Annotated in this window: 11 protein-coding genes; 9 read left to right on the top strand and 2 right to left on the bottom strand. The window is 69.3% G+C overall.

Features of this window, described 5'->3' with window-relative positions:
* Positions 1–34: 34 nt before the first annotated feature.
* The gene (locus AB0M56_RS16310; protein WP_364176194.1) at positions 35–1,573 is read left to right on the top strand and encodes an amidase; all 1,539 of its coding nucleotides are present in this window, start codon (positions 35–37) and stop codon (positions 1,571–1,573) included.
* A 198-nt stretch (positions 1,574–1,771) separates the two neighbouring features.
* Here AB0M56_RS16310 and AB0M56_RS16305 read toward each other — a convergent pair whose 3' ends face one another.
* On the bottom strand, positions 1,772–2,182 hold the full coding sequence (locus AB0M56_RS16305; protein WP_364176191.1) for an amidohydrolase family protein: 411 nt from the start codon (positions 2,180–2,182) through the stop codon (positions 1,772–1,774).
* A 95-nt stretch (positions 2,183–2,277) separates the two neighbouring features.
* Between AB0M56_RS16305 and AB0M56_RS16300 the strand changes: the two genes are divergently transcribed.
* The 4 genes from AB0M56_RS16300 (at position 2,278) to AB0M56_RS16285 (ending at position 7,755) form a co-directional block, all read left to right on the top strand.
* On the top strand, positions 2,278–2,994 hold the full coding sequence (locus AB0M56_RS16300; protein WP_364176188.1) for a helix-turn-helix transcriptional regulator: 717 nt from the start codon (positions 2,278–2,280) through the stop codon (positions 2,992–2,994).
* An 850-nt stretch (positions 2,995–3,844) separates the two neighbouring features.
* A complete protein-coding gene (locus AB0M56_RS16295) occupies positions 3,845–4,297 on the top strand; it encodes a hypothetical protein (protein WP_364176185.1) in 453 nt (150 codons plus the stop codon).
* A 973-nt stretch (positions 4,298–5,270) separates the two neighbouring features.
* Entirely contained in the window at positions 5,271–6,569 is a 1,299-nt protein-coding gene (locus tag AB0M56_RS16290; RefSeq protein ID WP_364176183.1) for a GNAT family N-acetyltransferase, read from the top strand.
* Between the two features lie 673 nt (positions 6,570–7,242).
* Positions 7,243–7,755, top strand: a complete 513-nt coding sequence (locus tag AB0M56_RS16285) for a DUF2199 domain-containing protein (RefSeq protein WP_364176180.1) — start codon at positions 7,243–7,245, stop codon at positions 7,753–7,755.
* Between the two features lie 449 nt (positions 7,756–8,204).
* Here the strand turns inward: AB0M56_RS16285 and AB0M56_RS16280 are convergent, their stop codons facing one another.
* Positions 8,205–9,254 carry a LuxR C-terminal-related transcriptional regulator gene (locus AB0M56_RS16280; RefSeq protein ID WP_364176177.1) on the bottom strand — a complete coding sequence of 350 codons (1,050 nt, stop codon included), beginning with the start codon at positions 9,252–9,254 and terminating at the stop codon, positions 8,205–8,207.
* An 88-nt stretch (positions 9,255–9,342) separates the two neighbouring features.
* On the opposite strand from AB0M56_RS16280, the gene AB0M56_RS16275 reads away from it, so the two are divergent.
* From AB0M56_RS16275 to AB0M56_RS16260, 4 genes are all read left to right on the top strand, one after another.
* Positions 9,343–9,762, top strand: coding sequence for an ester cyclase (locus AB0M56_RS16275; protein WP_364176174.1), 420 nt, complete (start codon positions 9,343–9,345; stop codon positions 9,760–9,762).
* A gap of 58 nt (positions 9,763–9,820) precedes the next feature.
* Positions 9,821–10,240 (top strand): DUF3152 domain-containing protein, encoded by a 420-nt coding sequence (locus AB0M56_RS16270; RefSeq protein WP_364176171.1) that lies wholly within the window; start codon positions 9,821–9,823, stop codon positions 10,238–10,240.
* A gap of 317 nt (positions 10,241–10,557) precedes the next feature.
* Positions 10,558–10,818: a hypothetical protein gene (locus tag AB0M56_RS16265; RefSeq protein ID WP_364176168.1), complete on the top strand. Its 261-nt coding sequence runs from the start codon at positions 10,558–10,560 to the stop codon at positions 10,816–10,818.
* 121 nt (positions 10,819–10,939) lie between these two features.
* Positions 10,940–11,461 (top strand): hypothetical protein, encoded by a 522-nt coding sequence (locus AB0M56_RS16260; RefSeq protein WP_364176165.1) that lies wholly within the window; start codon positions 10,940–10,942, stop codon positions 11,459–11,461.
* Positions 11,462–11,552: the final 91 nt, after the last annotated feature.

Below are 11,552 nucleotides of genomic sequence, written 5' to 3'. Positions count from 1 at the left end.
GTTCGACCCCATCGCCGACCTCGAGGGAGCGGTCATGGCCATTCCTGTGCCCGATGCGGTAAGGCTCGCGGCTCTGTCGCAGCACTACGGATTCGACTTGACCCAGGCCGAGGTCGGGGAGTTCGTCCCGGCGGTCGAGGGGACGCTGGCGGCGTCGGAGGAGGTCGAGCGGCTCTACCGCAGGTCCGCGCCCGAGGCACCCGTGCGTGAGTTCGCGCTGCCGGCGGACAATCCGTTCAACGCCTGGTCGGTGCGGACCGCGATCAGCGAGACGGCGGAAGGCTCGTTGGCGGGCCGGACGGTCGCGGTGAAGGACAACGTCGCCGTGGCCGGGATTCCGATGGTCAACGGATCGGCGTCGATGGACGGCTTCGTGCCGAGGCGGGACGCCACGGTCGTGCGCCGGCTGCTGGCCGCGGGCGCCACCATCTCCGGCAAGTCGACGTGTGAAGACCTGTGTTTCTCCGGGGGCAGTTTCACGTCGTGGCCGGGGCCGGTGCGCAACCCGTGGGACCTCTCGCGCAACGCGGGTGGTTCCTCGAGCGGCAGCGCCGCACTGGTGGCGAACGGCGACGTCGACCTGGCGGTGGGCGGGGACCAGGGCGGCTCCGTGCGGATCCCGGCGTCGTTCACCGGGATCGTGGGACACAAGCCGACGTACGGCTTGGTGCCCTACACCGGTGCCTTCCCGATCGAGCAGACCATCGACCACCTCGGGCCGATGACGCGCACGGTGGGAGACGCGGCGCTGATGCTGGGCGTGCTGGCCGGTGTCGACGGCTACGACTCCCGCCAGCCGTCAGTCCTCGATCCGGTCGACTACGTCGCCGCCCTGCGCGAGAGCGCTTCTGGTCTGCGGGTCGGCGTCGTGCGGGAAGGATTCGCCACACCTGTGTCACTGACCGGCGTCGACGACGCGGTCCGGGGCGCCGTGGAGGTGCTGCGGTCGGCCGGGCTGACCGCTGACGAGGTCTCGGTCCCGTGGCACCTCGACGCCATGGCGGTGTGGAACGTGATCGCGACCGAAGGCGCCGCCTACCAGATGATCGAGGGCCACGGGTACGGAATGGGCACCTGGGGCCAGTACGACCCCGAGCTGATCGCGCACTACGCCCAGGGCCGGGTCGCGCGCGGTCGCGACCTGTCCAAGACGGTCCAGCTCGTCGGCCTCTCGGGCCGCTACACCTTCGAACTCGGCGGCGGCAAGTACTACGCCATGGCGCGCAACCTCTCGTACGAATTGCGCGACGCCTACGACGCGGCACTGGCCGAGTACGACGTCCTCGTGATGCCGACGCTGCCTTACGTCGCGCGGGAGCTGCCGTCGCCGGACGTGTCTCTTGCCGACTACCTGGACACGGCGCTGTCGATGATCGGCAACACCGCGCCCTTCGACGTGACCGGGCACCCGGCCTGCAGCGTCCCCGCCGGCCTCGTGGACGGCCTGCCCGCCGGCATGATGATCATCGGCAAGCGGTTCGACGACGCCACCGTCCTGCGCGTCGCCCACACCTACGAGCAAGCCGTAGGAGGTTTCCCCGCTCCGGCCGGCGCCGCCGCGGTGACGTCCTGAGAGGCGACTCGGACCCGTCTACATCGACGGAAATGGCCCCTGAGCTGAGTTTCTCTGCCGTGGTGGGCATGGTGAGCCGCCGCTGTGCCGTCGAGGTGATGGGGCCGGTACACCTCGTCGATCTCGGGCCCGCGATGCGGACGTTGACCCGGCCGCCCGCGGGAGTGATGACGGAGCGGTCCGCGAAACCCTCGAGAATCACAGGCCGAACGAGTACCAGGCGTCGGCGTTGCCGGCCAGGACCCGCTCCCGTTCGCCGTCGGTCAGTGCCGCCAGTAGCCGCTGCCCGCCGGTGCCGTGGTCGTGGGGGTGATCGCTCGCGTACATCAGCATGGTGCCCGCGTCGAAGAGGTCGAGCGCCTGCCTGACCTGGAGCGGATCCTGCGGCAGGTGCGCCGGCGCCGTGGTGAGCCGCAGGTGCCGCCGCGCGACCTCCGAGGGTTTGCCGGTCAGCCAGGGCACTTCGCGCCAGACGCCCTTCCAGTCCTTGTCGAACCGCCACAGCAGGGCCGGCAGCCACGAGAACCCGCATTCCAGCAAGGTCACCCGAAGCTCGGGCAGGTCGGCGAAGGCGCCTTGGGTGATCAGGCTGGTGATCTGCGCCTGCACGAGGATCTGCGACCCGGGAATTGACCGATAGGGGCTTTGCCTTCACGAGCGTCGACGCCGACGGTGTGCCATGGCCTGAGTCGTACTGGTGGGAGATGGGGCAGCCGGGCGTACTACGTGATGGGCTCTCCGTCGCCCTCACCGCGGACGGCGCCTGCTGGGGGCTACTGCACCTGTTCCGCGATCACGACGGTCGCCGGTTCACCACGGCCGACGTCGACGCGGTCAGGAAGATCGTGCCGACCCTGGGCCGCCGCCTGCGGCGGAGCACGATCGATCCGGCGGGCGGGCGGCCGAGCGGCGACGAGGCCGGAACGCTGATCCTCGATCGCGGCCTCGCCCCGGTGGCGTCGACGCCGGAGGCGGACCGCTGGCTCTCCCGCCTCCCGCAGCCCGCACCTGGGGGCGATCCGCTCCCCGGATTCGTCTACGCGATCGCTGCCCGGCTCGGTCCCGATGTCCTGCCACCCTCGACCCCCCAGCTGCGCATCCGCGCCGACGACGGAACCTGGCTTGTCGTGCGCGCGGCGAGGTTGTCCGGAAGCTCGGCGCTCGGCGACGGGGCCATCGCAGTGACGATCGAACCCGCATGCCAGGCGGATTTACGTCCGCTGTTGATGCGGGCGCACAAGTTGTCCGCGCGCGAGCGGGAAGTCGCAGCGCTGGCGGTGCAAGGGCTCACGAATCTCGAGCTGGCGAGCGCCTTGTTCATCACCCGCCACACCGTCGCGGACCACCTCAAGGCGATCTACGACAAGCTCGGGGTGAACAGCCGGGGCGAGCTGACCTCGGTGCTCGGCGGACTCCGTTGAACAGGACCACCCGGAGCCGCGGTCGGCTCGGTCGACGTCGACGAGGAACTTGTCGACGTCGATCACGTCTGCGATCGTGGCTCCCGGCAGGGCGAGGACGTGCTCGAGATCGGCGAACAGCCGGTGCATCCCGGAGCGCAGGTCCGTTGGATCGTCAGGGTTCTTCGGGCCGCCGAGCAGCCCGGAGACTCGACGGAGCCGGTGCCCGGGCGCGTCGAGCAGCGGATTCTCAGCCGGCCCGCTTGGAGCTCCGACCGCCGTGGCCAAGGGGGTCGGCGCGACCATCTATTGCGCGGGTATCACGGTGATCCAGTGACGTGCCGAGGTGGCCGGTAGCCAGGTCGTGCCGCCGGTGTCCGAAGCGGACTCCGAGCGACTCGTCGAGTCCGGGGGCAGGCCCATTCGGGGTGCTCGGTCCGGTTGCGGAAGCAGCCCAGGTCGGCCTTTGTCGTCGGGGAGAGTCTCGGCGCAGGCGAATCTGCCCCAACTCCTGATCGAGACCGCGTAGTGAATCCGCTCACTCGACGCCGCTCTCGTCTACCGCGTGGCTCGCGGTCAGCGTCGCGCTGCCCGTGGGCGTGAACGTGCTCTGGCCAGCGCCGTTGTTCGCCCGCGGCGGCTGCCCGACGGCCGCCTCGTGTTGTCCGCTGCCGGCGCGCTGCTCGTCGGAGGGAGGCCCTGGGGCGCGGGGCGCCGAATTCCCGGTGGTGGCCGGTAACGCCGGGTGCGGTCGGACCGACCATGTCGTGTTGATGTCAGCGAAGGAGCACCAGTGTCCAACTCACACCCGTTGGTCCCGCCACAACCAGCGTCCAGAGCGAGGCGGCGCTGGCCGTGGATCATCGGGGCGGTGCTGGTCGTCGTGATAGTCGGGGTCGGCGCAAACGCTCGTCGAGCGGAGAGTCTGCAGCCGTTCCGAGCCGCCCACGACGCGGCGACGTCGTCGGCCACGGCAACCGACGGCGGCACCGGCGAGGCGCCCATCCTGCGTGCGGCAGGCCTGCTGCACGCGCACGTCGAGAACCTCGAGCAACTGATCTGCGACCCGTACACAGCGACCGCGACGGCGACCGCCGGTGGGTTCGATGTCCACGTCACCTACCCGGGCCCCGCGAATTGGACCGTCTTCGCCGAGACCTTCGATGAGCGCCCCAGCACGCAGCACAAGACGATCGGCGGGCAAGACGCCGGGGCGACGTTCACGTTCACCGGATTCCCCTTCGATCAGGTGATGGCGATCTCGGTGTCGGAGACATCGGACCGTGGCCCCGGCACTTGCGACGTCTTCGATCGGGCTCCGTAGCCGACACCCTCCGGACGCTGCAGCGTCGTCGGTGACGTCGAGTAGGTGTCCGTGCGCCGGAGCCAGGTTCCTTGGTGCACGGATCGTCGTTCCAGGCGTGCAAGGCGCCCTCGATGACCTCCAGGTCGTCGCGCCAGGCGCGTCCTTGACGCGGCGGGGTTGTACCGGTCAAGCGGTCAGCCCAACGGTCTGGCTGCAAGACGCCCTGGAAGCCTTCTGCCGGTACGCGCTGGAGCAGGTCTGTCGGGGGTTGGCAGCCGGCCGCGAGCTGGTCGAACGTGGTCGTGGCGGTCGAAACTGCGGAACCGGCTGCGGTGCGGCAGGAGCACTTGTGCCCGAACTGCGCCCGGCCCCTCACGTGTGCCGGCCGAGACTTCGCCCCGCCGCCGAGGCGTGATGTCCGCGGATGGTCTGTGCTGACCGCGGTCTTGGGCGAAGGGTTGCGCTACGAAGGGCGATCGGCATGCGGGTGCGAGAAGGAGCCCAAGTACCGTCCGCGGACCCGCGCCGAATTGCGGGTGCGTCGGACCGTTGCCGAGAGAGATGGCCTGCCGCTGTCGGAGACGTTGTGTCGGCCGGATCCGCTGACGTCGAACCTGGCTGATCCGGCACCTCAGCGTGGGTACGGAGGCGATGCCGATGAGCGCTGATTTTCCGCCGCGGGACACCTGACGCCTTCCTGACTGCTGCTGGCCGTCCGTTCGGAAGTGTCGTTGGTTCGAGAAGTAGTGATCGGCACCAGGGCCGCCCGCTGGTCGGCCGCCGCGCTCGGCGGCGATTCGGTGGAGTTCTCAAGCCGTGGTGAAGTGAAACCGGGTCACGTCCTGCCTCCTTGGCCACGGCTACCGATTGGTAACCGACGTTGGCCTGGGCACCTTCAAAGTTCGCCCGTGCCGGTGCGCCGGCGGTGTTGCGAGGGTTCGAATAGCCGAGCGCGGCGCTCCGGGACGTTCGGCCTCGCACACCAGGCGCGGTGGCCGGTACCGTGCTGATGGTGCCGACGTGGCGTTTGCGGGATTTCCACGACGACGATCTGGACCGCGCCATCCAGCTCTGGGATCAGGACCGGCAGGCGGGCGACTCGCCTCCGGTGTTCCCGATTTCGGAGGTCATGGCTGCGACCCGGACCGGCGTTGTCGTGGTGGCGGTGGTCGGCGATGACCTGGTGGGGATGGCGGTCGCGCAGGCACAGGGGGAGCGGGCCTGGATCACGGGGGTGTCGCTCGCCCGGCGGTGGCGCAACCGGGGGATCGGCAGCTCCCTGATCGGCGAACTCGAGCGGCGGCTGAGGGAGCAGGGGATCCGCCGGATCAGTGCGCTGCTCCCGCCCGGCGCGACGGGAACCGCGGCTCTGGAAAACTCCGGCTATCCGGCTCGCCCCGGGTTGATCTTCTACGAAAAGGTCGAGCATCTCGGCGCCAGCGACGCGGGTCTGCTCGCGGAGCTCGGCGGGCGGGTTCTCCCGCGGGGACTGTGGACCGATCTCGCCGGGATGGAGCGGGAGAAGGAAACCATCGAGCGGCGGATCGTGCTGCCGCTGGCCAAGCCCGTGCTGGCGGACCGGTACGGCGTCGTGCCGCCGAAGGCGGTCATCCTCTTCGGGCCGCCGGGTACGGGCAAGACCAGCTTCGCCAAAGCGGTTGCCTCCCGGCTGGAATGGCCGTTCGTGGAGCTGTTCCCCTCCAGGCTCGCGTCGTCGGGAGCCGGAGGCTTGGCCACCTCACTGCGCGACACGTTCGCCGACCTGGCCGACCTCGAGACCGTTGTGCTGTTCATCGACGAAGTCGAGGAGATCGCCGGCGTCCGGTCCGGGCTGGCCGTCGATCCTGGCCACGGAGTCACCAACGAGCTGCTCAAACTGATCCCGGGCTTCCGCGACCACGACGACCGCCTGCTGATCTGCGCCACCAACTCCGTCCGCTCTCTCGATCCGGCGTTCCTGCGCCCGGGCCGGTTCGACTACGTTCTCCCGGTCGGTCCCCCGGACCCGGCGGCGCGGGCGGCGATCTGGCGGCGGTACCTCGGCCCCGTGGCCGGAGGCGTCGAGCTGGAGCGGCTCGTGGCGGCGAGCGAGATGTTCACCCCCGCCGACATCGAGTTCGCTGCTCGCAAAGGAGCCCAGGCCGCGTTCGAACGTGATGTCGTCCACGGCCGCGGCGCCCCCGCCGGCACCGAGGATTACCTCACCGCCATCGCCGACACCCGGCCCACCCTCACCGAACAGGCCCTGACAGAGTTCCGGGAAGACATCGCCCGGTACGTGCGGATGTGATCGGCGCACGCGTCGGCTGTGCTCACGAGGTCAGTTCCTGACGAGGCCACCGGGTTGATGACTTGCCCGACAGACCTGCCCTGACGGACGACGGAGGCCGGGCACCTGGCCGTCGGACAGGGCGGACACCTCGAGCATGAAGAAACAGCATCTCAGCCACACCTGCCCGTGCTGGCGCAACGGGGTTCGAGGCTTCAGCCCGGTGGTCGACGGGGAACCGAGGCTCCTCGGAGGCCTTCACGTTGCGCACGGCCGGGGGCGCCGGACTCCAACCGCGATTTCCGCAGCCTCAGCGGGTGCACCCCCACCGACTACCTGACCGGCAATGCGTAGCTCAACGTGATCGTCCATCCGGTGCAGCATTCGGCGTGCGGCCCGTTGATCACCAAGGGCAGTGATCCATCAGCCAGACAGGGGTGCCCGGGAAAGCGCTGATGAACCCGGCTCCTTCGGCGATCGCGCTCGCACGCGTTCCACGCCCGGCAAGTTGTCCACAGTGGCCGGATCGGCCTTGGCGGACCGGCACACCGGCCGTTTCACAACTGTTGACGTAGTCGGAGGGGCGGACCCACCCTTGACCTGTCGACCTCAATGAGCAGGTGCTGCACCGATGGCGGCCCAGGCCGAGACCGGATCGATCAAGGCTGTGCGAGGCATGCCTATGCTGTGCGCCATGACGACCGACCTGGGGTTCGACTGCTCATGCTGCGGCCAGCACCACGACGAGCTCCCGTTGGGCTATGGCACATTCGCACCGGCCTACTGGCACGACGGCCTGGCCGGCAAACCTGACAGCATCCTCGGTGACGAGCAATGCGTGATCGATGGAGAGCATTTCTTCATCAGGGCTCGCCTGGTCCTGCCGACCACGGATGCCGGCGACGACTTCGAATGGGGCGTGTGGGTGTCGCTCAGCGAGGCCAACTTCGCCCGCGTCACCGAACTGTGGGACAAGCCGGAGCGAGTGCAGGAGCCGCCCTACTTCGGATGGCTCGCCACCGAACTCCCCACCTACGAGCCGACAACCCTGAACCTGAAAACGAACCTGCACAGTCAGCCCGTCGGCGTCCGGCCAACCGTGGAACTCGAGCCCACCGACCACCCACTGGCAGTCGAACAACGCACCGGCATCACCCGTGCCCGCGTGCGAACGATCGCCGAACTGCTCCTGCACCCCACCCCGTGATGACTCCGTGACGCGAGATTACGGCAGCACACCCGGATGCAGGTCAAGCACCACGCACGGATAGCCGCCGACCACAGCACAACGCGCCAGCGGAAGCACGACCGCTTCTGACCGCCAGAGCTACGGTTTCTGCGACGACGGGCATCGCCGCTACCGCCGTGCGCACGGTTCACTTTCCCGATTCACGACCGATATCGGTGAGAAGTGGTCGCGTTGGTGGTTCGGTGGGCGCCGATGTCAGTACCGGGCCACGGCCGGGTAATCCGTTGTGCTCGATTTCGTCAAGACCCGGGCTGCGGTCGCCGTGCCGATGGTGGCCGCCGTTGTGGGCTACCGGCTGTCGCGGCGGCTCCGGATGTGGGAGGCCGACCGATGGCGACTCAGGAGCTGATCAGGGCGCGTCGTCAGGAGCGTGAGGAAGTTCGTCGAGGGACGCACGCGATGGCCAGTCAGGGCGGTGGCGGGCTCAGCAGGAGGGCGACGAGGTCGCGTCGGCTGCGGACGCCGGTCTTGTCGAAGACGGCCTTGAGATGATCTTGCACGGTGTGCGCGGAGATGTGCAGGGTCGCGGAAATCGTGCGGGTCGGGTTGCCGCGCAGTACGAGGGTGGCAACCTCGGCCTCGCGCGCGGTGAGTCCGTGCGCGGAGAGCATGAGCGGCACGGCGGCGCGGGGCTCCACGGGTTCCGCGACGACGGTGATGTGCGCGGCGTCGGGCGGCCCGGCAAGGCGGGAGGCGTGCAGGTTGAGCCAGGGTCCGGCGCGGGTGCGGACCCGGGTGCTGGGTAGCGGGCCCGCGGGGTGCCGCTCGAGGCCGCGAAGGGCCGCCGCGACGCTGTAGACCGCGACGGGCAGTGGCAGGTGACCGGGCTCGAGCATCGAGAGCAGGTGCTCGGCTTCCGGGGTCATGGCGATCGTGCTGAGGTCGTCAGCGAGTAGCACGACTCCGGGCCGCAGTGCGGGGGCGGCGGCCGGGGAGCCGGACAGCAGCATGGTGTTGCGCAGGGCCTGCGCGATGTGTGGGGAAACGCGCGCGAGGGTGGCCGCTTCTGTCGCGGTGAAGCCAAGTTCATGGTCTTCGCGATGCAGGCACAGGTAGCCCCAGCACTGGCCACCCGCGATCAGCGCGGCCCGCAGCTCATCGCCGAGACCGAGCGGGCGCATGATCTCGCGGTAGCGTTCGCTGGCCGGCCGGTCGCGGCGGGTCGTGGAGTCCAAGCTGGCCACCGGCCGTGCAGCGGTGGCCAGGGTGGCGAACTTGTTCACGTCGTCCCGGCCGAACTCGTTGTCCAGGAACAGCTGCGTTACCGTGCCGAGCGGCTCGTCCGGCCACGCTCCTGTGAACAGCAGCGTCTCCGGATCCGCCGTCGCCAGGAATGCCGCGTCGTTCGGGATCAGTCGGCGCAGCGCCCGGAGCACCTCGCGCCGCACGCCCTCGCGGTCCATGCCACAGTGACACAGCCGAAGGAGGTCCTGCTCGGCGCGGCCGGATCTCGCCATGTCCACAGTGTCACTCGCGAGCGACGGAAAGGGAAATCCCAGATCGTTGGGATGGTTTGGGTACCGGTGGGGCCAGACAATGAGCGGCATGACTACAGAACACAACAAGCATCTTGTAGACGCGTTCATCCAGGAACTGTTCACCAAGGGCGACCTCAGCGCCGTCGAACGCTACCTCGACCCGAGCTTCGTCAACCACGACCCGCCGTTCCCGGGCGCTCCGGGGGGACCCGAGGGCATGCGCGTGGCAGCCACCACGTTCCGGCAGGCCCTGCCGGACTGGCACAGCGGCCTGGACCGGCTCATCGCGGAGGGCGACATCGTGGTCGAGGTGTTCACCGCGAGCGGCACGCACCGTGGCGAGCTGATGGGTGTGCCCGGCTCCGGCAAAACCTTGACGCTGCGCGGCATCAACGTCTTCCGGATCTCGGGTGACCGGATCGTCGAGCGCTGGGGCCGGCTCGACGACCTCGGGCTTCTCCAGCAGCTCGGGCTGGTTGACGGGTAGCAGGCGAGGCCGAACTGGTGAACTGCGTTCCGAAGCTCGGACAGTTCGACAATGCGGAATGGCGCCGGGACCGCGCCGGCAGTTCGCACCGTCGGTCGTCGACGCGTTCTGCGCCGACGCGGTCGAGGTACTGGACGAGCTGGACGACGCCATGGTGGCTGCCTGGTCTTCGCGGTGGGGCTCGCGGCGTCGATGCCGCGGCACGCATGCGTTCGACGGTCACCTCGCCGAATACCGGCAGTACGCCGTCAACCACGAAGTCGGCCACGCACTCGGGCACGGCCATGCCGGGTGTCCGGCCGACGGTGCGCTCGCGCCGGTGATGATGCAGCAGACGTTCGGGCTTTCGGACACCTACGTCGCGCGGCTCGACGGCGCCGATCCGTCTGCGGTGTGGCCTGTCGTCGCAGACGGCAAGGTGTGCCGAGCCAACCCGTGGGTGAGGTCTCCAGCGCGGCTGCCAACGCGTCACCGGTGACGCGCCACGGGCCTTCAGGAGAGGACGACGTCACGACCGGGATCGTGCCCGACGCGGTGTTCGTCGAGAACGCGAAGTAGCCCTGGTCCGTCTTGACGACGTCCGGGTCCGGGAAGTCCTGGCCGATCAGCAACTTCGGGACGCTCGCCGCCCACGCAGCGGGGCCGTGCGCGAGCAGGAGCACCAGGGCGGCGGTGGCGACCGCCAGACGGTTTCGCCGGTGTGAAACACGGTCGTGGGCGAAGCCGGAGGGGGCAGAGCAGGTGTGGTCGGTGGTGATTTGAAAAGTGTCCGCGGAGTGGAAGAGCAGGTACCGCGTGCCGTCCGTCGGAGTCGAGGAAGGTCTGCGGGTCGATGTCACCGTCGTTGGCGGGCACACCCTGACCGGCCCCTTCGTCAAGGCCGACGCCCAGTTCTTCTCGACCGACCTCCTCGCTGGCAAAGCCGACGCCCCCGGCGGCGCCGACGTCGTCGCCGGCCACATGTACTTCCACGGCCGGCTGAACGGCGGCCGCTCGGCTCGCGGCCCCTACGAACTGCCGATCAGCTTCCCGGGAGACGTGCCACAGCTGGGCTGACCGGAGTTGTGCACGGTGGTGACAGAGCAGATCGCGCGGCCGCTCGATCCGGTGAACAACCGGCCCGAAGCCCCGTCGCACCGTAGTTCGCGGGTACCCCTCCTGAAACGAGGAGGACACGATGCCCGACAACGATCTCTTGGGCTTCCTGGTCATCGGACTGATCTTGGTGGTGGCCGACGGCCAGGTTCTCTACCGCGGCGGCCGGCGATATCTGCGGGGCTCGACCGGCAACGAGGCGACCGGTTCGATGGCGCGAATGGTGGTGGCGGTCTTCCACCTCGTCGCGATCGGCGCCCTCGCGCTGCTCTCCGTGGTGGGCCCGACCTGGTCGGGTTCGACCGCGGCGGTGGTCGGTCGCGTGGGCGTGTTCCTCCTGCTGCTGGCGGTGATCCACGGGTTCACGCTGGTCGCGCTGGCCCGGCGGCGGGAGGACGAGTTGGTCGAGACCAGCCTGCAGGAGCGCGACGCCACCCGGGCGGCCCCCGGCCCGCAGCCGGGTCCGCCGTCCGAACACGGCCACGAACCCACGGCCGCCGACGCGGCGTGGCAGCCGACGACCGTCGCTCCGGTACCCGGCCAGGCCGGCCCTTACCCGCGAGTGAGCCCGGACATCGAGGACCACGGCCCGTACCGGACCTGAGACCGCGCCGGAAGGTCGTCCTCAGATCGATTGCCGGAACACCTTTTGGTTTCGGGGGAGCTGACATGAAACGCGTGCCTTCAGCGGTGTC

This window comes from Amycolatopsis sp. NPDC051372 (genome assembly GCF_040682095.1).
GTDB lineage: Bacteria > Actinomycetota > Actinomycetes > Mycobacteriales > Pseudonocardiaceae > Amycolatopsis.
Note: the sequence above shows the minus strand (reverse complement) of the source record. Positions and strands in the feature narration are given on the sequence as shown.